Annotated in this window: 24 protein-coding genes; 16 read left to right on the top strand and 8 right to left on the bottom strand. The window is 54.8% G+C overall.

Annotation, left to right across the window (positions count from 1 at the left end; genetic code table 11):
- The first annotated feature begins 36 nt into the window (after positions 1-36).
- Entirely contained in the window at positions 37-579 is a 543-nt protein-coding gene (locus AB1287_RS06890) for a TetR/AcrR family transcriptional regulator (protein WP_435617503.1), read from the top strand.
- Here AB1287_RS06890 and AB1287_RS06895 read toward each other — a convergent pair.
- The gene (locus tag AB1287_RS06895) at positions 576-1,373 is read right to left on the bottom strand and encodes an SDR family NAD(P)-dependent oxidoreductase (protein WP_435617504.1); all 798 of its coding nucleotides are present in this window, start codon (positions 1,371-1,373) and stop codon (positions 576-578) included. The two genes, AB1287_RS06890 and AB1287_RS06895, sit on opposite strands and share 4 nt — an antisense overlap.
- Before the next feature lie 130 nt (positions 1,374-1,503).
- Between AB1287_RS06895 and AB1287_RS06900 the strand changes: the two genes are divergently transcribed.
- On the top strand, positions 1,504-1,866 hold the full coding sequence (locus AB1287_RS06900) for a VOC family protein (protein WP_435617338.1): 363 nt from the start codon (positions 1,504-1,506) through the stop codon (positions 1,864-1,866).
- A 340-nt stretch (positions 1,867-2,206) separates the two neighbouring features.
- Positions 2,207-2,893 (top strand): hypothetical protein, encoded by a 687-nt coding sequence (locus AB1287_RS06905; RefSeq protein WP_435617339.1) that lies wholly within the window; start codon positions 2,207-2,209, stop codon positions 2,891-2,893.
- Positions 2,894-3,374: 481 nt separating this feature from the next.
- Here AB1287_RS06905 and AB1287_RS06910 read toward each other — a convergent pair whose 3' ends face one another.
- Positions 3,375-5,060, bottom strand: coding sequence for an aspartate:alanine antiporter (locus tag AB1287_RS06910; protein ID WP_312628899.1), 1,686 nt, complete (start codon positions 5,058-5,060; stop codon positions 3,375-3,377).
- 261 nt (positions 5,061-5,321) lie between these two features.
- On the opposite strand from AB1287_RS06910, the gene AB1287_RS06915 reads away from it, so the two are divergent.
- Complete coding sequence (locus AB1287_RS06915; RefSeq protein WP_312628900.1) at positions 5,322-5,696, top strand: inner membrane protein YbjM; 375 nt, start codon at positions 5,322-5,324, stop codon at positions 5,694-5,696.
- 15 nt (positions 5,697-5,711) lie between these two features.
- Here AB1287_RS06915 and AB1287_RS06920 read toward each other — a convergent pair whose 3' ends face one another.
- On the bottom strand, positions 5,712-5,975 hold the full coding sequence (locus AB1287_RS06920) for a GrxA family glutaredoxin (RefSeq protein WP_435617340.1): 264 nt from the start codon (positions 5,973-5,975) through the stop codon (positions 5,712-5,714).
- 174 nt (positions 5,976-6,149) lie between these two features.
- Here AB1287_RS06920 and AB1287_RS06925 point away from each other — a divergent pair, with 174 nt between their 5' ends.
- The 10 genes from AB1287_RS06925 (at position 6,150) to rlmC (ending at position 15,064) form a co-directional block, all read left to right on the top strand.
- Entirely contained in the window at positions 6,150-6,437 is a 288-nt protein-coding gene (locus tag AB1287_RS06925; protein WP_312628903.1) for a DUF1418 family protein, read from the top strand.
- A complete protein-coding gene (gene nfsA / locus AB1287_RS06930) occupies positions 6,421-7,143 on the top strand; it encodes an oxygen-insensitive NADPH nitroreductase (RefSeq protein WP_312628905.1) in 723 nt (240 codons plus the stop codon). The genes AB1287_RS06925 and nfsA overlap by 17 nt, the downstream gene beginning before the upstream one ends.
- Positions 7,144-7,200: 57 nt before the next feature.
- Positions 7,201-8,103, top strand: coding sequence for a 30S ribosomal protein S6--L-glutamate ligase (gene rimK, locus AB1287_RS06935; protein WP_435617341.1), 903 nt, complete (start codon positions 7,201-7,203; stop codon positions 8,101-8,103).
- Between the two features lie 107 nt (positions 8,104-8,210).
- On the top strand, positions 8,211-8,690 hold the full coding sequence (locus AB1287_RS06940) for a YbjN domain-containing protein (protein ID WP_312628909.1): 480 nt from the start codon (positions 8,211-8,213) through the stop codon (positions 8,688-8,690).
- 405 nt (positions 8,691-9,095) lie between these two features.
- On the top strand, positions 9,096-10,208 hold the full coding sequence (gene potF, locus AB1287_RS06945) for a spermidine/putrescine ABC transporter substrate-binding protein PotF (RefSeq protein ID WP_435617342.1): 1,113 nt from the start codon (positions 9,096-9,098) through the stop codon (positions 10,206-10,208).
- 199 nt (positions 10,209-10,407) lie between these two features.
- Positions 10,408-11,541: a putrescine ABC transporter ATP-binding subunit PotG gene (potG, locus tag AB1287_RS06950; RefSeq protein WP_312628912.1), complete on the top strand. Its 1,134-nt coding sequence runs from the start codon at positions 10,408-10,410 to the stop codon at positions 11,539-11,541.
- An 11-nt stretch (positions 11,542-11,552) separates the two neighbouring features.
- A complete protein-coding gene (gene potH, locus AB1287_RS06955; protein ID WP_312628913.1) occupies positions 11,553-12,506 on the top strand; it encodes a putrescine ABC transporter permease PotH in 954 nt (317 codons plus the stop codon).
- On the top strand, positions 12,503-13,348 hold the full coding sequence (gene potI / locus AB1287_RS06960) for a putrescine ABC transporter permease PotI (RefSeq protein WP_312628914.1): 846 nt from the start codon (positions 12,503-12,505) through the stop codon (positions 13,346-13,348). The genes potH and potI overlap by 4 nt, the downstream gene beginning before the upstream one ends.
- Positions 13,349-13,420: 72 nt before the next feature.
- Entirely contained in the window at positions 13,421-13,894 is a 474-nt protein-coding gene (locus AB1287_RS06965) for a YbjO family protein (protein WP_312628915.1), read from the top strand.
- Between the two features lie 42 nt (positions 13,895-13,936).
- Positions 13,937-15,064: a 23S rRNA (uracil(747)-C(5))-methyltransferase RlmC gene (rlmC, locus tag AB1287_RS06970; RefSeq protein ID WP_435617343.1), complete on the top strand. Its 1,128-nt coding sequence runs from the start codon at positions 13,937-13,939 to the stop codon at positions 15,062-15,064.
- A gap of 130 nt (positions 15,065-15,194) precedes the next feature.
- On the opposite strand, the gene AB1287_RS06975 is transcribed toward rlmC, so the two are convergent.
- Entirely contained in the window at positions 15,195-15,398 is a 204-nt protein-coding gene (locus AB1287_RS06975; RefSeq protein WP_435617344.1) for a hypothetical protein, read from the bottom strand.
- Between the two features lie 161 nt (positions 15,399-15,559).
- On the opposite strand from AB1287_RS06975, the gene AB1287_RS06980 reads away from it, so the two are divergent.
- Positions 15,560-16,282 carry a response regulator transcription factor gene (locus tag AB1287_RS06980; protein WP_312628918.1) on the top strand — a complete coding sequence of 241 codons (723 nt, stop codon included), beginning with the start codon at positions 15,560-15,562 and terminating at the stop codon, positions 16,280-16,282.
- Complete coding sequence (locus tag AB1287_RS06985) at positions 16,279-17,751, top strand: sensor histidine kinase (protein ID WP_435617345.1); 1,473 nt, start codon at positions 16,279-16,281, stop codon at positions 17,749-17,751. The genes AB1287_RS06980 and AB1287_RS06985 overlap by 4 nt, the downstream gene beginning before the upstream one ends.
- 84 nt (positions 17,752-17,835) lie before the next feature.
- On the opposite strand, the gene artJ (AB1287_RS06990) is transcribed toward AB1287_RS06985, so the two are convergent.
- The 4 genes from artJ (AB1287_RS06990) to artJ (AB1287_RS07005) all read right to left on the bottom strand — a co-directional run bounded on the left by artJ (AB1287_RS06990) (position 17,836) and on the right by artJ (AB1287_RS07005) (position 20,862).
- Complete coding sequence (gene artJ, locus AB1287_RS06990; RefSeq protein ID WP_435617346.1) at positions 17,836-18,567, bottom strand: arginine ABC transporter substrate-binding protein ArtJ; 732 nt, start codon at positions 18,565-18,567, stop codon at positions 17,836-17,838.
- Between the two features lie 172 nt (positions 18,568-18,739).
- Entirely contained in the window at positions 18,740-19,408 is a 669-nt protein-coding gene (gene artM / locus AB1287_RS06995; protein WP_312628922.1) for an arginine ABC transporter permease ArtM, read from the bottom strand.
- Complete coding sequence (gene artQ, locus AB1287_RS07000; protein WP_435617347.1) at positions 19,408-20,124, bottom strand: arginine ABC transporter permease ArtQ; 717 nt, start codon at positions 20,122-20,124, stop codon at positions 19,408-19,410. The genes artM and artQ overlap by 1 nt, the downstream gene beginning before the upstream one ends.
- A gap of 6 nt (positions 20,125-20,130) precedes the next feature.
- On the bottom strand, positions 20,131-20,862 hold the full coding sequence (gene artJ, locus AB1287_RS07005; RefSeq protein WP_435617348.1) for an arginine ABC transporter substrate-binding protein: 732 nt from the start codon (positions 20,860-20,862) through the stop codon (positions 20,131-20,133).
- Positions 20,863-20,864 lie beyond the last annotated feature (2 nt).

Raw genomic sequence — 20,864 nt, forward strand, 5'->3', positions numbered from 1 at the left:
GTGTACATTTGTACACAAATCACAAAAGGAAAAATGATGGCCCGTAGACCCAACGATCCGCAACGACGCGAAAGGATCCTGCAGGCGACGCTGGACACCATCGCGCATCACGGTATTCAGGCAGTCACGCACCGCAAAATCGCCAGCTGCGCCGACGTGCCGCTGGGGTCGATGACTTATTATTTCAGCGGCATAGACGCGCTACTCGAAGAAGCGTTCAGCGGCTTCACCGATGACATGCTGGTGCAATACAAAGCGTTTTTTGCCGAAGTGAACTCCCCACAGCAGGCCTGTGACGCAATCACGCAGCTGATTTTCAGCGCGCAGGTCACGACGACGCGCAACATGGAGCTGATGTATCAGCTGTATGCGTTTATCGGCTGCAAACCGGCGCTTAAAAACGTGATGCAAAACTGGATGCAGGGTAGCCAGCAGGTGCTGGAGCAGTGGTTCGATCCGGCAACCGCCCGCGCGCTGGATGCGTTTATTGAAGGGATGACTCTGCATTTTGTGACGGACCGTACTCCGCTGGGTAAAGCGGAGATCCGCGAGATGGTGGGGAGAATTGCCGCGATTTAGCTTGTTGTCGCTCCGGCGGTAACATTCACGACTGTCGCTGTCATGGCGCAGGCGCGTTCGGATGCGAGAAAAACCATGAGATCTGCTACCTGAGCAAGCGTAGGCAGGCGTTGAAGCATTGTGCTTTGCGCCGCGCCACCTAACCACTGCTCAACGGTTATGCCCATCGCCTGCGCCTTTGGTGCAAAGATTTCTGCGGTATAAGACCCGGCGGCGACCGCATCGACAATGGCATGAGAACGCACGCCAACCACCCGAATGTTCTTTGGCCCAAGCTCACTGGCGAGCGATTTAACAAAAGCCTCGGTGCCTGCACAGCCGACAATATGACCCAGGTGATTTGGCATCACCATCGCTCCGGCAGGTGCGATAACAGTCAGAATCACACCTGCCCGATCGCCGCCCATATGTGGCGTCACCGCCTTTGAAATATTGAACATCGCTGATAAAAACGGATCGAATCCTTGCCTGAATTCGGACAGGCTGAGCTCCAGAATCCCTTTACCCTGATCGTGCATAAAACCCGTAGCATTCACGACGATGTCAATTCCGCCGGTTTGTTGGGCCAGTTTTGCCGTCTGGTCGAGCGTAGATTGCTCATCAAGAACATCAACGATGAGGGTATTTGCAGCGAATCCTGCTGCGCGTACTTCGGCCAGAGCATTTTCGAGTCGAGCCTGTTCGCGAGCGAGAAGCCAGACCTGAGCACCTTCCCGCGCCATCGCCAGCGCGACCGAACGGCCTATTGCGCCGCTGCCTCCAAAGATCACAGCAACTTTGCCCTGAAGCATCATCACGGTTCCCCCTCACGTATTCGTTTTTCAGAAGTATGGGTAATATGCAGACTGGTGCAAGTTGGCCGGAAACCGCGATGCTGCGACATACTGAACTATCTGTGGTTAATTTTTCAGCAGGAGTAGTTATATGAAGGCAGACATCAAAGGCGGTATTGATATCGCGTTGAAAGTACCGTCGCACCAGTATCAGCAAACGATAGAATTTTATCGCGACACGCTTGGGCTGGAGGAAATCACTGACAAACCACCAGCTGTGGGATTTGCTTTCGGTCCAAACCGGCTGTGGATTGATGAAGCGCCTGCCCTGAGCCAGGCCGAAATCTGGCTGGAACTTTTTACCCCTAACTTTGCGCACACAGAAAAAGAGCTGGAAGAGAAGGGCGTAATACGCTGCAATGTCGTGGAGCCGTTACCTGAAAGCTTTAAAGGCGGCTGGATTATGAGCCCATGTAATATCGTGCATATGGTTCGGGAGGAGGGGGCGTGGTGATAAATTGATGAGGAAGTTATTTCAGATATTTCGTTGGAGAAATCTTTCCTCTCTCGATTTTCCATGTGTACGATAAGCGAATAAAACATTATTGATAAAAGGATTATTGGCTTATCACGAAGAAAATTATAACCAATAGGAGTCTGTAAAATGTTAATTTCTGCTTATATGTAGCTTAAGCACAACGGAGGCTCTGATATTAAAGAGGCGGTAAATGTTCGGGACTGTGATGGTAGCTTTGAGATTGTTGGTTTTAGTCAAGGTTTAAATATTCCGGCAGGGGGGCTCCCCTATATTCTTGGAATGTTGGATTAGAAAACTATTTTCTGAGGGATGATAAATGGATTTCATAAAATTTATACCTGTCGCTTCATTGATTCTTGGTTTACCTATATTAATCATTTCAATTCGTAAGTGGGTCGATTTTGAATCAAATCGTTATTTCAATCAGTATTCGAAGCAAAGTTCCTTTGCCTACTACATGTATGAAAAAACACACTCCAGCGATTTTGAAAGGCTTGGGAGAGAGTTTGGTATCGCTGCATTTACAGGAGGTCCAACGCTATCCCCTTTACAGCGCGAAAGATTACTATCGGTCACAGATCCGGTTCGTGTTATTCATTCTTTGAAAAAATATAGACAATACATAACGATTGAAGAAAGAGGGATCACGCTTTTTGAATGGAAAAATAAAAGGTATAGGAACAGCGAATATAGAAAGTTTGTGAAATGCCTCTGTTTTTTAACATTTATATTGTTTATAGTCCCACTGTTAGTTGGGCCGTTTTACATCTTTGTCATTCAGCCAGGGATCTCTGATTCTATTAGAGCATTGCCCGTATTAAAACAATTTTTATTCTACACTGTAATGGGGGGAGAATTCTTGATGTGCGGGTTTCTTGCTCTGATTAAAGGTGTGAGAGTATCAGAAGCCGAATGGTTAATTAAGGATAACGTTAAGGCCAGTGATCTGTTGCTTAAGAGTAACGCGTTTTTACAGACCAACAAGGCGGTAAAAAATAGTTAATAGCGCTATGCGGGGGGGCAGCTTGCAGCATGTCTGAAGCCATTCAGTTTTGATCAGATAACTGGTTTTTCAGCAGTGTCTGAATCATCACATCACCTGTTATAGCGCCGGGGCTCAGGGGGGAACGTCAAATTCATTACAAGATGTGCCCTTACTGTACATCTGTGCAGGCACATTGGTATCAGCAATCAGCCGGTGCTTCCGGTTGTTCTTACATGAAGTTGGTTGAAATGTTGCAACTTTAAAATCAGTTGCCGCTTTGCACCACTCACACCAAACCAGCGCTCTAACCACCTGATGTCAAAAGCCTCGAACTCCAGGCAACAAAAAACCCATCAACCTTGAACCGAATCCGGCGGGGTTGATGGGCTCCACAAAATGGGGACATCAAAGAAAAGCAGTGGCATAAGTTATGACTGACGCGCTATCAAAAAGTTCTGCCCGTCAGGCGTTTTTTTTCTGCGTTTGCCTTTCTTCAGATTTATCCCAGGCCAGGCCAGATGACGATAATCAGCGTCCCTGCCAGCGTTAACAACACGTTAGCGATGGCGTAGGTGCCTGCATAGCCCAGTGCCGGAATATTGCTGCGGGCGGTGTCGCTGATAATTTCCATTGCCGGGGCGCAGGTGCGTGCGCCCATCATTGCGCCAAACAGCATGGCGCGGTTCATCCGCAGCACGTATGCGCCGAACAGGAAGCAGATAACGACCGGGCCAAGGCTGACCAGCAGGCCAGCAACCAGCATCTGACCGCCAATCGCGCCCAGGCCGTGGCCAATACCGCTGCCAGCGCTCAGGCCGACGCCGGCCATGAATACCATCAGGCCGAACTCTTTAACCATATTCAGCGCGCCCTGCGGGATGTAGCCAAACGTCGGGTGGTTGGCTCGCAGGAAGCCGAGCATGATTCCTGCGAACAGCAGACCTGCCGCGTTACCTACCGCAAAGCTGAAGGAGCTGAACTGGAAGGTGATCATGCCGATCATCAGGCCGACGATAAAGAACGCGCAGAAGGCGAGCAGGTCGGTGACCTGGCTATGAATGGAGATAAAGCCAATGCGATCGGCGATGGTTTTCACGCGGCGCGCGTCGCCGCTGACCTGCAACACGTCGCCTTTGTTCAGCACGATGTTGTCGTCAATTGGCATTTCAATCTGGCTGCGGATGACGCGGTTCAGGAAGCAGCCGTGATCGGTGAGCTTCATCTGCGCCAGGCGGCGGCCGACTACGTTGTGGTTTTTGACGACGACTTCTTCGGTGACGATGCGCATGTCGAGCAGGTCGCGGTCGAACACTTCTTTGCCGTTACGGAAGCTTGGATCAAGGCGTGCATGCGCATCGGGGTAGCCGACCAGGGCGATTTCGTCACCCATTTGCAATACCGCGTCGCCGTCCGGGTTTGCCAGAATGCCGTTGCGACGAATACGTTCGATGTAGCAGCCCGTCTGGCGATAGATGCCCAGTTCGCGCAGGTTTTTTCCGTCGGCCCAGGCGACCAGTTCCGGGCCAACACGGTAGGCGCGAATCACCGGCAGGTAGACTTTGCGATTGGAATCGGTGTCGAGGCCGCGCTCGCGAGCAATCTGCTGGGCGCTGGTTTGCAGATCCTGATGCTGAAGTTTTGGCAGATAGCGTGCGCCGAGGATCAGGCTCACCAGGCCAATAAGGTAGGTGAGGGCGTAGCCGAGACTCAGATGATCAAGCGCGGTAGCCAGTTCGTTCCCCGCCATGCCGGAGTGGCGCAGCGTGTCCCCTGCGCCTACCAGCACGGGGGTAGACGTCATGGCGCCTGCCAGCATCCCGGCGGTCAGGCCGATATCCCAGCCAAACAGCTTCCCAAGCCCCAGCGTCATGACCAGTGCAGTGCCCACCATGACCAGCGCCAGCATGAGGTAATTTTTACCGTCGCGGAAAAAGATAGAAAAAAAGTTGGGTCCGGCTTCCACGCCGACGCAGAAAATAAACAGCATAAAGCCCAGGTTCAGGGCATCAGTGTTAATACTGAAGTGCTGCTGACCTAATAACAAAGAGACCACTAAAACGCCAATGGAATTACCCAGTTGGATGGATCCAAGGCGCAATTTTCCCAGACACAGGCCCAGCGCCAGTACCACAAATAATAACAGGATGTAATTCCCATTTAACAAGTCTGCGACGTTTATATTCACGGAAGTCAACTTCTTGTTTACGAGTAAGTTGTTGAAAGGAATGGTTATTTGGGCTAATGTCTTCCCTGCGCCGCCTGAGTGTTTTCAATAAAAAGGACGACGGCTTTCACCATCAAATTAAGGCCGCTAGTTTAATCGTTCCTGATTGCTGCGGCTAGTCACAATCGTTTGAGCTTACGTAAGTGCTTTACGGCATGGATTGCCGGAAACTTTATCCAACCGGGTGTCATTGAGTTTGATAGAGAATAATCAGGAGGAATTTTGAGATCTGAGCGAGCCTGGGCAGGGGTTATCTGCTGTTTTATCCTCTTTATTGCGGTATGCCTTATTCTGTTACTGAATGTAAAAGGTGCCTTTCGCGTGTCGGGACGTCCGGAGCTGGGCCTGCTGTTCTTTGCTGTCCCTGGGGCTGTGGCAAGTTTTATCTCAAGCAAGCAGCGTCTGCTGTTTCCTGTGCTGGGCGCCATTCTGGCGGCACCGGTATGTCTGGTGGTGATGCGGGTCGGGGTTTTTACCGATCGTTCCATCTGGCAGGAGCTGGCGTGGATCTTCAGTGCGGTATTCTGGTGTGCGCTGGGGGCGCTCTGTTTCTTATTTATCAGTGGGCTGGTGAACGCAAAGCGTGGGCGCGAGTAACGCCCACGCGGTATCTTAAGCGTAGAGTCCCAGGTTCTCTTTCGCCCAGGCTTCGAAATCGGTGAAGCCACCGATGTGATTCTGATCAACGAAAATCTGTGGCACGGTCTCAACCGGTTTGCCCACGGTCTGCTCAAGGTCTGCCTTGCTGATCCCTTCCGCATGAATATCGATGTAACGGAAGTTAAAATCATCACGCTCGTTGGTCAGCTTTTCAGCCAGTTCTTTAGCACGAACGCAGTAAGGGCAACCCGGACGACCAAAAATAACGGTAAACATTGTTTTCTCTCCTGAAACTGAGCCTGTCGGCGAATGGGGCTTATGATGCCTGCGTGCCCGCTTTCCGGAAAGAAGATTCTGCCTTTCGTTCCGATGGCTTTGCCCGATACAGAGCTTGTTTCGCCAGGTACAGTTGCTATCCTCGACGTTATACTCGTTTTCCGGAGACTGATAATGCGTTCACTCGGCGCTTTGCCCAAAAGCGTGTTGATCCTGGAAGCCCTCGGCATGGTGCTGCTGGTGCTGGCCTGGCTTTCACTCAACCACTACGTCACCTTACCCGCGCCGTTCGCAAGCCCGATGGCCGGGATAATCATGATTTTTGCGGGCATCATGTTGATGATCCCCGCCGCCGTGGCGCTGTTTCGCGGGATGGCACAAACCGTTGCCCCACAGCTGATGCAGCGCCATGATAAACCGATTTCGTCCGACCAGGAAAAACGCGATGACGCCAACCATTGATCTGCTGTTAAGCCACCGTTCCATTCGTCACTTTACCGCTGAGCCCATTACCCAGGCGCAGCGCGAAGCGATTATTGCCAGCGCGCAGGCGGCAGCCAGCTCCAGCTTTTTACAGTGCAGTTCAATCGTGCGCGTCACCGATCCGCAGCTGCGTAAGCAGCTGGTGGAAATGACCGGCGGGCAGCAGCACGTGGCGCAGGCGGCGGAATTCTGGGTGTTCTGTGCGGACTTCAACCGCCATCTGCAAATCTGCCCGGAAGCCCAACTGGGGCGTGCTGAGCAGCTCCTGCTTGGTACCGTCGATACCGCGCTAATGGGCCAGAATGCGATGATTGCCGCGGAGTCATTGGGGCTTGGTGGGGTGTATATCGGTGGGATCCGCAACAGCATCGAGGCGGTTACGGATCTTCTGAAGCTCCCGCAGCACGTGCTGCCGCTGTTCGGCCTGTGCCTCGGCTGGCCTGCGGACGATCCTGGTGTGAAGCCGCGTCTGCCGGCGAGCATTGTCGTGCATGAAAATGCGTATCATCCGGTCGATGAGGTCGAGCTGGCACGCTATGACGAAGAGATGGCGAATTATTACCTCTCACGCGGCAGCAATACGCGGGCGGACACGTGGAGTGACCATATTCGTCGCACTATCGTCAAAGAGACCAGACCGTTTATTCTCGACTACCTGCACAAGCAGGGCTGGGCTATCCGATAAAATTCACTCCGGGTATGATGTGGCTGTTTTATTCAGGTCATCACAGTGAGGTGCAGGGTGAAAATCGCCATTTTGTCCCGGGACGGAACGCTCTGGTCCTGTAAGCGTCTGCGTGAGGCCGCCACGAAGCGCGGCCATCAGGTCGATATTCTCGACCCGCTTTCCTGCTATATGAACATCAGCCCGGCGGCATCTTCTATTCATTACAAAGGCCGCCAGCTTCCGCACTATGATGCGGTGATCCCACGCATCGGCTCGGCCATCACTTTTTACGGCACCGCCGCGCTGCGCCAGTTTGAACTGCTCGGCAGCTACCCGCTCAATGAATCCGTGGCCATTACCAGGGCCCGCGATAAGCTGCGCTCGCTGCAGCTGCTGGCCCGTCAGGGCATTGATTTGCCCGTTACCGGAATCGCCCATTCACCGGACGACACCAGCGATCTGATCGATATGGTCGGCGGCGCGCCGCTGGTGGTGAAGCTGGTGGAAGGCACTCAGGGGATTGGCGTGGTGCTGGCCGAAACGCGGCAGGCGGCGGAGAGCGTGATCGACGCCTTTCGCGGGCTGAACGCGCACATTCTGGTGCAGGAATATATCCAGGAGGCCAAAGGCTGCGATATCCGCTGCCTGGTCGTCGGCGATGATGTGGTGGCAGCCATTGAGCGTCGGGCGAAGGCGGGCGACTTTCGTTCGAACCTGCATCGTGGCGGCGTGGCAACGGTTGCGGATATCACCCCGCTTGAGCGTGAGATTGCCATCAAGGCCGTGCAGACGCTGGGCCTGGACGTCGCAGGCGTGGACATTCTGCGCGCGAACCGTGGTCCGCTGGTGATGGAAGTGAACGCCTCGCCGGGACTGGAAGGGATCGAAAAAACCACCGGTCTGGATATCGCCGGAAAAATGATCGCCTGGATAGAGCGCCACGCCCGGCCTGGTTTTTGTCTGAAAACGGGTGGCTAGCACAGGATTTCACCTGTTTCGTAGCATCTGAGCGCGTTTTTGCGTAACCTGTTACGCGGTTCCGCTATGGTTACGCTTTTCTTTCACTGCAAGAGGTTTCAGGGTTTATGGATTCACTCGTCGTTCCGGGTCTGGATACGCTACGTCAATGGCTCGACGAAATGGGCATCAGCTTCTATGAGTGCGATACCTGTCAGGCGCTGCACCTGCCGCATATGCAGAATTTTGAGGGCATTTTCGACGCCAAACTCGACCTGCTGGATAACGTCGTGCTGTTCTCGGCGCTCGCTGAAGTGAAGCCATCCGCGCTGCTGCCGCTGGCCTCCGACCTCTCTGCGATTAACGCCAGTTCGCTGACGGTGAAAGCATTCCTCGATATTCAGGATGATAACCTGCCGAAGCTGGTGGTGTGTCAGTCGCTGTCGGTCAACGTGGGCGTCACCCGCGAGCAGTTTGAGTGGTTCTTCCGCCAGAGCGAAGAGCAGGTCTCGATGGTGATCCTCGAAGCCGGTTCACATCAGCTGCTGTTTAAAGGCGACGAAGAAGAGCCGTCCGTCGAAGAAACGCAATTCCATTTTCTGCACTAAAGTCCCGCATTCTGAACGCAGTCGCCGCCAGCGCGGCTGCGCACTTCACCGCAATATTCTGTTTTTAACCGCTTGTTAAAGAATTATTCACCACTGCAAGGCGCCTGATGGCTTACGCCATAAAGTGATCTTGCATAAAAAATTGATAAAAGGCGTTTTTTTACCCGAGCTATAGCGGACAACCCTGGCTAAAGTTATTCTTGCGAAACCTCAGCGATGGCGCGCGAAACACTGCGTTTAACGTATTGTAGCGTGAAAAATCCTGACGCAATCGCGAGCAATTCCTGCCGGGAGAGGACCTGGCTCCTTTTCTTTGCAGACTGACAAAATATGCATGAATTTTGCATGCATCACTGTGCCTGGATTTTGGTCCAATTGTTAACGGACGTTGAGAAGGAAAGAGATATGACCGCCTTAAATAAGAAATGGTTAACGGGTCTGGTTGCGGGTGCGCTGATGGCAGTCTCTGCAGGTGCGCTCTCTGCTGAACAAAAAACGCTGCATGTCTATAACTGGTCTGACTATATTGCCCCGGACACGCTGGCGAATTTCACCAAAGAAACCGGCATTAAAGTCGTCTATGACGTCTTTGACTCCAACGAAGTGCTGGAAGGTAAGCTGATGGCGGGCAGTACCGGTTACGACCTCGTGGTGCCCTCGTCGCAGTTCCTTGAGCGTCAGGCGCAGGCGGGTATTTTCCAGCCGATTGATAAGAGCAAATTGCCGAATTACAAAAACCTCGATCCGGACATGCTCAAGCTGGTGGCGCAGAACGACCATGATAATAAATACGGCATTCCGTACATGATGGTGACCACCGGCATTGGCTATAACGTTGATAAAGTAAAAGCGGCCCTTGGTAAAGATGCGCCGGTAGACAGCTGGGACCTGATCTTTAAGCCTGAAAATCTCGAAAAACTGAAAAGCTGCGGCGTTTCGTTCCTGGATGCGCCAAGCGAAGTCTATGCCGCCGTACTGCACTACCTCGGCAAAGATCCGAACAGCTCAGATCCGAAAGATTACAGCGGCGCGGCGAACGATTTGCTGCTGAAGCTGCGTCCTTTCATCCGCTATTTCCACTCTTCTCAATACATTAACGATTTGGCCAATGGCGATATTTGCGTATCCATCGGCTGGTCGGGCGATATTTTGCAGGCGGCAAATCGCGCGAAGGAAGCGAAAAATGGCGTGAATATCGCCTACACCATCCCGAAAGAAGGGGCGATGGTTTACTTCGATATGTTTGCCATTCCTAAGGATGCGAAAAATACCGAAGAGGCGTATCAGTTCCTGAACTACCTGCTGCGTCCGGATGTGGTGGCGAATATCAGTAACCACGTTTATTACGCCAATGCCAACAAAGCGGCGACGCCGTTGCTCAGTGCTGAAGTGCGCGACAACCCGGGCATTTATCCGCCTGCGGACGTCCGTGCGAAGCTGTTCACTCAGTCCGTACTGTCGCCAAAAATTGACCGCGTGATCACCCGCTCGTGGACGACGGTTAAGACCGGTAAATAACGCAGGCCTGCCGGTGGCAAATATTGCCCGGCGGCGCTGAGCTCGCCGGGCCGACAAGTCGGGCTTACGAATGCCTGCAGACCCGGTAAGCGAAGCGCTAACGGGCAATATTCGCACCAGGGCAGTGCAGCTGCACTGTGAAGTTCTTTGTAGGGTACCGGACCCTATAAATGTTCGTTTTTTGCCGGAGAGCACCATCGTGACCGACGCAATCCCACGCCCACAGGCGAAAACCCGCAAAGCGCTGACTCCGCTGCTGGAAATCCGCAACCTGACCAAATCCTTTGACGGCCAGCACGCCGTCGATGACGTCAGCCTCACCATCTACAAAGGCGAACTTTTTGCCCTGCTTGGCGCATCCGGCTGTGGCAAATCCACGCTGCTGCGCATGCTGGCAGGGTTCGAGTCGCCCTCCGCCGGGCAAATTGTGCTGGATGGCGTGGACCTCTCGCAGGTGCCGCCGTACCAGCGCCCCATCAACATGATGTTTCAGTCCTACGCGCTGTTCCCGCACATGACCGTGGAACAGAATATCGCGTTCGGCCTGAAGCAGGACAAGCTGCCGAAGGCTGAAATTGCCGCGCGGGTGCAGGAGATGCTCGCCATCGTGCATATGCAGGAGTTTGCCAAACGCAAGCCGCACCAGCTTTCCGGTGGCCAGCGCCAGCGTGTGGCCCTGGCCCGCAGCCTCGCCAAACGCCCAAAACTGCTGTTGCTTGATGAGCCGATGGGCGCGCTGGATAAAAAACTGCGCGACAGGATGCAGCTTGAGGTGGTGGACATCCTTGAGCGCGTTGGCGTCACCTGCGTGATGGTGACCCACGATCAGGAAGAGGCGATGACCATGGCCGGGCGCATCGCCATCATGAACCGCGGCAAGTTCGTGCAGATTGGCGAGCCGGAAGAGATTTACGAACACCCGACGACCCGTTACAGCGCCGAGTTTATCGGCTCGGTCAACGTGTTCGAAGGCTTGCTGAAAGAGCGGCAGGAGGATGGCCTGGTGATTGACTCGCCGGGGCTGATGCATCCGCTGAAGGTCGACCCGGATGCATCCGTGGTGGATAACGTGCCGGTGTACGTGGCGCTGCGTCCGGAAAAAATCATGCTCTGCGAAGAGCCGCCTGCCGATGGCTATAACTTTGCCGTCGGTGAAGTGGTGCACATCGCCTATCTCGGCGATCTGTCGATTTACCACGTGCGCCTGAAAAGCGGCCAGATGATCAGCGCTCAGCTACAAAACGAACACCGCTATCGCAAAGGTCAGCCGACCTGGGGCGATGAGGTACGCCTGTGCTGGGATGCTGACAGCTGTGTGGTTTTGACGGTATAGGGGAGGGCGCAATGAGCACATTAGAACCTCCGGTCCGCGCGAAACAGCCTGAGGGCTTTGCCGCCTGGCTTGCGAAAATGCAGATGAAGCATGGCCGTAAGCTGGTGATTGCCCTGCCGTATATCTGGCTTATTCTGCTGTTTTTGCTGCCGTTTCTTATCGTTTTCAAAATCAGCCTCGCCGACATGGCGCGGGCCATCCCGCCCTACACCGATTTGTGGGAATGGGCCGATGACCAGATCACGCTGACGCTGAACCTGGGCAACTTCCTGCAGCTGACGGACGATCCCCTCTATTTTGAGGCGTATCTGCAGTCGTTACAGGTGGCGGCGATCTCGACGATTTGCTGCCTGCTGCTGGGCTATCCGCTCGCCTGGGCGGTGGCGCACAGCAAGCCGTCTACCCGCAATATTCTGCTGTTGCTGGTGATCCTGCCGTCGTGGACGTCGTTTCTGATTCGCGTGTATGCGTGGATTGGCATCCTGAAGAGCAATGGCGTGTTGAACAACTTTCTGATGTGGACCGGGATTATTCACCAGCCGCTGGAAATTCTGCACACCAACCTGGCGGTTTATATCGGGATTGTTTACGCCTACCTGCCGTTTATGGTGCTGCCGATTTACACCGCGCTGACGCGCATTGATTATTCGCTGGTGGAAGCGTCGCTCGATCTTGGCGCGAAGCCGCTGAAAACCTTCTTCAGCGTGATTGTGCCGCTCACCAAAGGCGGGATTATCGCAGGTTCGATGCTGGTATTTATTCCGGCGGTAGGGGAGTTCGTTATCCCGGAACTGCTCGGCGGCCCGGACACTATCATGATTGGCCGCGTTCTGTGGCAGGAGTTCTTCAATAACCGCGACTGGCCGGTGGCGTCCGCCGTGGCGGTGGTGATGCTGTTGCTGCTGATCGTGCCGATCATGTGGTTCCACAAGCATCAGCAAAAACAGATGGGGGATCACGGATGAACAACTTACCGGTCGTACGCTCGCCCTGGCGCATTTTGATTCTCCTGATTGGCTTCACGTTCCTCTACGCGCCGATGCTGATGCTGGTTATCTACTCGTTCAACAGCTCGAAGCTGGTGACGGTGTGGGCAGGCTGGTCGACGCGCTGGTACGGTGAGCTGTTCCATGACGATGCAATGATGAGCGCCGTGGGCCTGAGCCTGACGATTGCCGCCTGTGCGGCAACGATGGCGTGTATTCTCGGCACAATCGCTGCGGTAGTGATGGTACGGTTTGGGCGCTTCCGTGGCTCAAACGGCTTTGCCTTCATGATAACCGCGCCGCTGGTCATGCCGGACGTCATCACCGGGCTGTCGCTGCTGCTGCTGTTTGTGGCGCTGGGGCACGCAATTGGCTGGCCGTCAGAGCGCGGGATGCTGACCATCTGGCTGGCGCACGTAACGTTCTGTACTGCGTATGTCGCGGTGGTGATTAACTCACGCCTGCGTGAACTCGACAGTTCGATTGAAGAAGCCGCAATGGATCTCGGTGCAACGCCGCTGAAGGTCTTTTTCGTCATCACGCTACCGATGATTATGCCCGCAGTGATTTCAGGCTGGCTGCTGGCGTTCACGCTGTCGCTCGATGACCTGGTCATCGCAAGCTTCGTCTCCGGGCCGGGTGCAACAACGTTGCCAATGCTGGTTTTCTCAAACGTGCGCATGGGGGTTAATCCGGAAATCAACGCCCTGGCAACGCTTATCCTTGGCGTAGTCGGGATTATTGGTTTAATCGCCTGGCTGCTGATGGCAAGGGCTGAAAAACAGCGGGCGCGTGATATCCAGCGTGCAAGACGCGGCTGAAGCGCATAAAATCTTGTGAGTTGTGTCATCGCCTCTCCCATTCGGGGGAGGCGTTTTCATGGAAGGCCACAATTGCGACGCTTTGCTAAAACCCGACAATCTCATGCCAGTCTGAACGTTCCTGCTCTGGTGCAGGTGGCGGCACTCGCCATTATTCTTATCCGTGCCCTCGATTTGCTGATGATTTTTAACGTGCTGGGTTTACGCGGCACGGAAGAATTCATCCACCGCAGCGTCCAGACCTGGACCTTAACCCTGGTTTTCCTGACCAGTCTTGTCCTGGTCTTTATCGAAATCTGGTGCGCCTTCTCGCTGGTGAAGGGGCGAAACTGGGCGCGCTGGCTCTATCTGCTGACCCAGGTGCTCGCCGCGGGCTACCTGTGGGCCGCCTCATTAGGCTATGGTTATCCTGAGCTGTTCAGTATTGCGGGCGAGTCGAAGCGGGAAATTTTCCGCACGCTGGTGATGCAAAAATTGCCGGATATGACGGTGCTGTTCCTGCTTTTCGTGCCCGCCGCCAGCCGCCGGTTTTTCCGTCTGCAATAACGGTGCTACAATCCCGGCCCCTGAAATCTCAAAGGTCAATCTATGCAGTGCGCACTCTATGATGCCGGTCGCTGCCGCTCCTGTCAGTGGCTGGAACAACCGGTATCCAAACAGCTTGCCGCCAAAATGGCGGATCTCCGGCAGTTGCTCTCCTCGACGACCGTGGAAGCCTGGAGTGCGCCCGTCAGCGGCCCGGAAGCAGGGTTTCGTAACAAAGCCAAAATGGTGGTCAGCGGCAGCGTAGAAAAGCCGCTGCTTGGTATGCTGCACCGCGACGGCACGCCGGAAGATCTCTGCGACTGCCCGCTTTACCCTGATACCTTTGCGCCCGTATTCAGCGCCCTGAAGCCGTTTATCGCCCGAGCGGGCCTCACGCCCTACAACGTAGCCCGCAAGCGCGGCGAGCTGAAATACCTGCTGCTGACGGAAAGCCAGCTTGACGGCGGGATGATGCTGCGTTTTGTGCTGCGTTCGGAAGCGAAACTGGAGCAGCTGCGTGCCGCGCTGCCCGGGTTACAGGCGCAGCTGCCGCAGCTGAAAGTGATTTCGGTGAACATTCAGCCTGTTCACATGGCGATTATGGAAGGCGAGCAGGAAATATTCCTCACTGACCAGCAGGCGCTGCCTGAACGGTTTAACGGCGTACCGCTGTGGATCCGCCCGCAAAGCTTCTTCCAGACCAACCCGTCGGTGGCGAGCCAGCTTTACGCTACGGCGCGAGACTGGGTGCGGGAGCTGCCGGTTAAGCATATGTGGGATCTGTTCTGCGGCGTTGGCGGGTTTGGCCTGCACTGCGCCACGCCTGAGATGATGCTGACCGGGATTGAAATTTCGGCGGAGGCGATTGCCTGCGCGAAGCAGTCAGCCCAGGAGTCAGGGCTGCATAACCTGCATTTTCAGGCGCTGGACTCGACGCAGTTTGCCACCGCTCAGGGCGCCGTGCCGGAGCTGGTGCTGGTCAATCCGCCGCGTCGCGGCATCGGTAAAGCCTTGTGCGATTATCTGAGCGAAATGGCACCGGCGTTTATCATCTACTCCAGCTGCAACGCGCAGTCGATGGCGAAAGATTTTAGCCACCTGGCGGCATACCGCGTCGCCCGCGTGCAGCTGTTCGATATGTTCCCGCATACTGCGCACTATGAAGTGCTGACGCTGCTGATTCGGAAATAAAAAGGTTGGACCCAAAGAGAGGGGGAGAAAGCCAGGATCTGAGCGGGTTCGAAAAAAGCTGCACCGTCCAGATTCCCTCTCCCTCAGGGAGAGGGTTAGAGAGAGGGTGATAAGCGGATGCAGCCTGAATCTACTGACTCATCGCGTCTTTTTTCATCTCGCCTTTTTTCATTTCATCCTTTTTCATCTTGTCCATTTTGTCGTGCTTCATACCGTCTTTGGTCATTCCGTCATGAGACAGCGCCATCTTGTCTTTACTCATGCTGTCAGCGGCCTGAGCGTTAAACATCACCAGGGCAGAAACGGCAGCGGCGGCAATCATTAACTTTTTCATGGTCATTCCTCATTTTGCGTTGTGGGTATATCTGACGAGCGATATACCGCTATCGTGCGCCACGACTCATCCCCACTTCCTCACGAAAGTTTAAATAAAATGTGATAACTCGCGGTGCTCCCCTGCGTTAAGCTTGGAGAAACGACTTACGGTGGAATGCGATGACTACGCCAAAGAAAATACTGCTGGTGGAAGACGATCAGGATATCGCCACCTTGCTGCGGCTGAATCTTCAGGACGAAGGCTATCAGATTGTCCATGAAGCGGATGGCAATCAGGCGCTGGTGCAGCTTGAAAAACAGGTATGGGATGCGGTGATCCTCGACTTAATGCTGCCTGGCGTTGATGGTCTGGAAATTTGTCGCCGCATTCGCCAGATGACGCGCTATCTGCCGGTGATCATCATCAGCGCCCGTACCAGCGAAACGCACCGGGTGCTTGGTCTTGAAATGGGGGCTGACGACTATCTGCCTAAGCCATTTTCGGTGCTTGAATTGATTGCGCGTGTCAAAGCACTGTTCCGCCGCCAGGAGGCGATGGGGCAAAACATTCGCATGGAAGGTGGGTTAATCAGCTGTCACGGCCTGACCATTGACCCGCTGGCGCGTGAAGTGCGGCTGCGCGGTGAGCAGATTGAGCTCACGCCCCGCGAATTCGATTTACTGTACTGGTTTGCCCGTCACCCGGGGGAAGTCTTCTCCCGCCTCTCTTTGCTGGACCGGGTCTGGGGCTATCAGCATGAAGGCTACGAGCACACCGTCAACACGCACATTAACCGTCTGCGTATCAAAATTGAGCACGATCCCGCCGAGCCGGAAATCATTCTGACCGTCTGGGGAAAAGGCTACAAGTTCGCCAGCGACAAAACGGAGCGTACGACATGATCCGCCGTCTGAGCCTCAGCCAGCGGCTGACGCTGGTGTTCACTGCAATCCTGCTGCTTTGCGCGATTGCCGCATGCAGCGTCCAGCTCTACAGCACCAGCCAGTACGGCAGCGCGATGGTACAGCGTCTCTCCGCCGGGCTGGCACAGCAAATCGTCAACAGTGAACCGCTGCTCGACAGGCAGGGCAACGTCAACCGTCAGACGCTTAAAACGCTCTTTGACCGCCTGATGACCCTCAACCCGAGCGTTGAACTCTATCTGGTTTCACCGGAGGGCAATTTACTGGCCGACGCCGCACCGGCGGGCCATGTGAAGCGCCAGAAAATAGACATCGCGCCGCTGCAAACGTTTCTTGGCGGCGCGGCGTGGCCTGTTTTTGGCGACGATCCGCGCAGCCTGGATAAGCAGAAAGTCTTCAGCGTTGCCCCCGTTCGGCTGGACGGTGAACTGCGCTGCTACCTGTACATTATTTTGCAGGGTGAGGATCTGAATGCGCTCTCCGACAGCGCCTGGCAGAAAGCGCTATGGAGTACGGTGCTGTGGTCGCTGCTGCTGGTGGCGCTGTTTGGCAGCCTCGCGGGCGTGATGGTCTGGTACTGGGTGACGCGCCCGGTTAAACAGCTGACCGCAGACGTGCGCGGGCTCGATCAGGACAGCATCAGCGCCATCAAACGGCTGGCGCAGCAAACGCCTGAGCATGAACCGGCCAATGAAGTTGCCATTCTGCATAACACGTTTATCGAGCTGGCACGCAAAATTGCCAGCCAGTGGGATGAGCTATCGGATAGCGACCGCCAGCGTCGTGAATTTATTGCCAACATCTCTCATGATTTACGTACGCCGCTGACGTCATTACTGGGCTATCTGGAAACGCTTTCGCTGAAGGCTGACACGTTAACGCCTGAGGATAATCGGCAGTATCTGGCTATTGCGCTGCGCCAGGGGCACAAAGTTCGCCACTTATCGCAGCAGCTGTTTGAGCTCGCGAAGCTTGAACACGGCGGCATTAAGCCGCAGCTGGAGCGGTTTGCTATCGCCGAACTGATTCAGGACGTGGCACAGAAATTCGATCTGACCATTGAAACCCGGCAGCTTGCGCTTCAGGTCGATATGCCACGAACGTTGCCTCTGCTTAATGCGGATGTGTCGATGATTGAACGGGTGGTGACGAACCTGCTGGATAACGCAGTGCGCCACACGCCGCAGGGCGGAACGATCAAACTGCGCGTCTGGCAGGAGGATGCGCAGCTGCAGGTGGAAGTGGCTGACAGCGGCCCGGGCGTGGAGCAAGGGTTGCGCGATCAGCTGTTCCAGCGTCCTTCGGCGCTGAATACCAAAAGCGCGCGTGAGGACAGAGGAGGGCTGGGGCTGCTGATAGTGCGCCGCATGCTGGAGCTGCACGGCGGGGGAATTCGTCTGATGGATGCGGCGTCTGGTGCTTGTTTCCGCTTTTTTGTGCCTCTTTAAAAACATTGCCCGGTGGTGCTTCGCTTACCGGGCCTACAAAATTAGCATAGCCCCGGTAAGCGAATCGCCACCGGGGAAGATAAATTACTCCGGGAACCACTGCGTGCTGATTTTCTCGTAAGTACCGTCTGCTTTAATCGCCTTCAGCGCACCGTTCAGCTTTTCCAGCAGCGCTTTGTTGTCCGGACGGACCGCGATGCCAAGGCCGGTACCGAAATACTGCGGGTCGGTCACTTTTGGCGTGGCGGTACCGAGCTGTGGGTTGGTTTTCAGCCATTCGTTCACCACCGCAGTATCGCCGAATACGCCGTCGATACGCCCATTTTTCAGGTCAATGATCGCATTCTGGTAGCTGTCATAGGCCACGGTTTTCACTTCAGGATGTTTGTCCTGCAAATACTTCTGGTGCGTGGTGCCGTTCTCCATGCCGACGCGCTTGCCTTTCAGATCGTCAAAGCTCCTGAACTCGCCTTTTTTGGCAATCACCAGCGCCGAGTTGGCGTAGTACGGGTCGGTAAATGCTACCTGCTTGCTGCGTTCCGGCGTGATGTCCATTCCGGAAATCACGGCGTCATATTTTTTAAACTTCAGCGAAGGAATCAGGCTATCGAACGCGTGGTTGGTGAAGGTGCAATCCGCCTGCATCTGTTTGCATAACGCTTTGGCCAGATCGATATCAAACCCGGCAATCTGGTTGTTGGCATCAAGGGATTCGAACGGTGGGTAGGTGGCGGAGACGCCAAAGCTGATTTTCTCGGCTGCGCTGGCGCCTGCGGCTACGGTGGCAAGCAGCGCTGCCAGGATTAATTTCTTCATGGTAAAGCTCCCGTCGGTCAATCTTATCAATTTTGCCCTGCCTGAGGCATGAGCATTACCTTGCTATCGAGTGAATTTATATGCAATAAAAATGATTAAATAGTTTAATTAAGATATAAAAAAAGCGGCTATCCAGAGAGATAGCCGCTTTGCTGTTGTTTTTTTATGCTTTCTAGCTGCGGCGTTCAAACGCCAGCGCTTTGCGTTCGATCAGGCGCATCATCAGGGTCAGCAGACCGTTGACCACCAGATACACCAGACCTGCCGCGCCAAAGACCATCACATCGTAGGTGCGGCCGTACAGCAGCTGGCCGTGACCCATCACTTCCATCAGGGTAATGGTATAAGCGAGAGAAGTACTCTTAAACACCAGCACCACTTCGTTGGAGTAAGACGAGAGGGCGCGCTTAAACGCATACGGCAGCAGGATCGCCAGCGTATCCTTCTTGCTCATCCCCAGCGCGCCGCAGGATTGCCACTGGCCTTCCGGAATAGCGCGGATAGCCCCATAGAACAGCTGTGTGGTGTAAGCGGCGCTGTTGAGCGACAGAGCAATCAGCGCGCACAGCCACGGTTCGGAGAGCAGATGCCACAGCGCCGGATAGTTCTGCAGCTGCGGGAACTGGCCTGGGCCATAGTAAATCAGAAAGATTTGCACCAGCAGCGGCGTGCCGGTAAACAGCGTGATGTAGGCGCGAACGATCCACACCAGCACCGGCGTTTTCAGCGTCAGGATGATGGTGAAAATCAGCGACAATATCAGCGCCACCACAATTGACGCGACGGTCAGCGTCAGGCTGGTGTGCAGCCCTTTCAGCAGTTCGGGTAAATACTCAAGCATCAGCCTGGTCTCCGTTCAAAGCGAGTCGCGCGCAGGTCAATGCGTTTGAGGATGTACTGGCTGAGCAGAGTGATCACCAGGTAAATCGCCGCCGCCACGATGTACCAGGTAAATGGCTCCTGTGTACGGGTGGCGATGCTTTTAGTCTGTAGCATCAAGTCGTTGACGCTGATAAGCGACACCAGCGCGGTATCCTTCAGCAGCACCAGCCACTGGTTACCCAGCCCCGGCAGCGCATGGCGCCGCATCTGTGGCATGACCAGGCGGAAGAAAATAGCCGATTTTGACAGGCCAAGCGCCTGGCCGGATTCCCACTGGCCCTGCGGTACCGCTTTCAGCGCGCCGCGCAGGGTTTGCGAAGCGTAGGCGGAATAAAGCAGGGAGAGGGCGATCACGCCACACAGGAACGGGCTGACGTCGAAGTTTTCGATCTGCATCTGCACCGGGATTTGCACCACGCCGAGGTTAATCGTGAAGCCGTCAGAGAGCAGAAGCAGCAGCTGTGAAGAGCCAAAATAGATAAACAGGACCACCAGAATTTCCGGTAATCCTCGCAGGATGGTGACCAGACCGGTGCCAACCCACGCGACAGGGCGCCATTTGGCTGACTCCCAGACTGCAAAGATCATTGCCAGCACCAGGCCGATCGCCAGCGCACAAACGGCAAGGCCGACGGTCATCCCGGCGGCGCTTGCTAATGGAAACATTTCGTTCATCAAGTCTTACTTCTGGAACCATTTGCTGTAGATGGTCTGGTAAGTGCCGTCTTTCTTCACTTGATCCAGCGCCGTATTCAGCTTCTGCTGCAGGTCGGTGTTGCCCTGACGTACGGCAATACCGAGGCCGGTGCCGAAGTAGTCTTTGTCGGTCACTTTGTCGCCGATGGCGGCCAGTTTCGGATCGGCTTTCAGCCACTCGGTAACGACGGCTGTGTCACCAAAGACGGCATCGATACGGCCGTTCTGCATATCCAGCTTAGCGTTCATGTAGCTGTCGTAAGGCACAACGGTGATTTCCGGGTGCTTGTCAGTGATGAATTTCTGGTGCGTAGAACCGTTCTGCATGCCCACTTTTTTGCCCTTCAGCGCGGCAATATCGGCGATTTTGCCTTTCTGGCCGACGAACAGCGCGGAGTTTTCATAGTAAGGCTGAGTGAACAGCACCTGCTTTTCACGCTCAGGGGTGATGTCCATCCCTGAAATGACTGCGTCGAAGCGGCGGAATTTCAGGCTTGGGATCAGGCTGTCGAAGGCCTGATTGGTGAAGGTACAGGTGGCGTCAATCTGTTTGCACAGGGCATTCGCCAGATCCACGTCGAAGCCGACAATTTTATTGCTGGCGTCCATGGATTCAAACGGAGGATAAGATGCTTCCATCGCAAAACGAATAGTCTGGGCGGCGCCTGCGGAGAGGCTGACGCTGGCAAGCAGCGCGGCAATCACGATTTTTTTCATTG

It is taken from the genome of Scandinavium sp. UTDF21-P1B (assembly GCF_040750395.1).
Classification (GTDB): domain Bacteria; phylum Pseudomonadota; class Gammaproteobacteria; order Enterobacterales; family Enterobacteriaceae; genus Scandinavium.

What these genes read in the sequence shown, in the direction of transcription:
- AB1287_RS06890 (WP_435617503.1), top strand. Translation starts at nt 37, where the DNA reads ATGGCCCGTAGACCCAACGATCCGCAACGACGCGAAAGGATCCTGCAG.
- AB1287_RS06895 (WP_435617504.1), bottom strand. Translation starts at nt 1,373, where the DNA reads ATGATGCTTCAGGGCAAAGTTGCTGTGATCTTTGGAGGCAGCGGCGCA.
- AB1287_RS06900 (WP_435617338.1), top strand. Translation starts at nt 1,504, where the DNA reads ATGAAGGCAGACATCAAAGGCGGTATTGATATCGCGTTGAAAGTACCG.
- AB1287_RS06905 (WP_435617339.1), top strand. Translation starts at nt 2,207, where the DNA reads ATGGATTTCATAAAATTTATACCTGTCGCTTCATTGATTCTTGGTTTA.
- AB1287_RS06920 (WP_435617340.1), bottom strand. Translation starts at nt 5,975, where the DNA reads ATGTTTACCGTTATTTTTGGTCGTCCGGGTTGCCCTTACTGCGTTCGT.
- AB1287_RS06925 (WP_312628903.1), top strand. Translation starts at nt 6,150, where the DNA reads ATGCGTTCACTCGGCGCTTTGCCCAAAAGCGTGTTGATCCTGGAAGCC.
- nfsA (WP_312628905.1), top strand. Translation starts at nt 6,421, where the DNA reads ATGACGCCAACCATTGATCTGCTGTTAAGCCACCGTTCCATTCGTCAC.
- AB1287_RS06940 (WP_312628909.1), top strand. Translation starts at nt 8,211, where the DNA reads ATGGATTCACTCGTCGTTCCGGGTCTGGATACGCTACGTCAATGGCTC.
- potF (WP_435617342.1), top strand. Translation starts at nt 9,096, where the DNA reads ATGACCGCCTTAAATAAGAAATGGTTAACGGGTCTGGTTGCGGGTGCG.
- potH (WP_312628913.1), top strand. Translation starts at nt 11,553, where the DNA reads ATGAGCACATTAGAACCTCCGGTCCGCGCGAAACAGCCTGAGGGCTTT.
- potI (WP_312628914.1), top strand. Translation starts at nt 12,503, where the DNA reads ATGAACAACTTACCGGTCGTACGCTCGCCCTGGCGCATTTTGATTCTC.
- rlmC (WP_435617343.1), top strand. Translation starts at nt 13,937, where the DNA reads ATGCAGTGCGCACTCTATGATGCCGGTCGCTGCCGCTCCTGTCAGTGG.
- AB1287_RS06975 (WP_435617344.1), bottom strand. Translation starts at nt 15,398, where the DNA reads ATGAAAAAGTTAATGATTGCCGCCGCTGCCGTTTCTGCCCTGGTGATG.
- AB1287_RS06980 (WP_312628918.1), top strand. Translation starts at nt 15,560, where the DNA reads ATGACTACGCCAAAGAAAATACTGCTGGTGGAAGACGATCAGGATATC.
- AB1287_RS06985 (WP_435617345.1), top strand. Translation starts at nt 16,279, where the DNA reads ATGATCCGCCGTCTGAGCCTCAGCCAGCGGCTGACGCTGGTGTTCACT.
- artJ (WP_435617346.1), bottom strand. Translation starts at nt 18,567, where the DNA reads ATGAAGAAATTAATCCTGGCAGCGCTGCTTGCCACCGTAGCCGCAGGC.
- artM (WP_312628922.1), bottom strand. Translation starts at nt 19,408, where the DNA reads ATGCTTGAGTATTTACCCGAACTGCTGAAAGGGCTGCACACCAGCCTG.
- artQ (WP_435617347.1), bottom strand. Translation starts at nt 20,124, where the DNA reads ATGAACGAAATGTTTCCATTAGCAAGCGCCGCCGGGATGACCGTCGGC.
- artJ (WP_435617348.1), bottom strand. Translation starts at nt 20,862, where the DNA reads ATGAAAAAAATCGTGATTGCCGCGCTGCTTGCCAGCGTCAGCCTCTCC.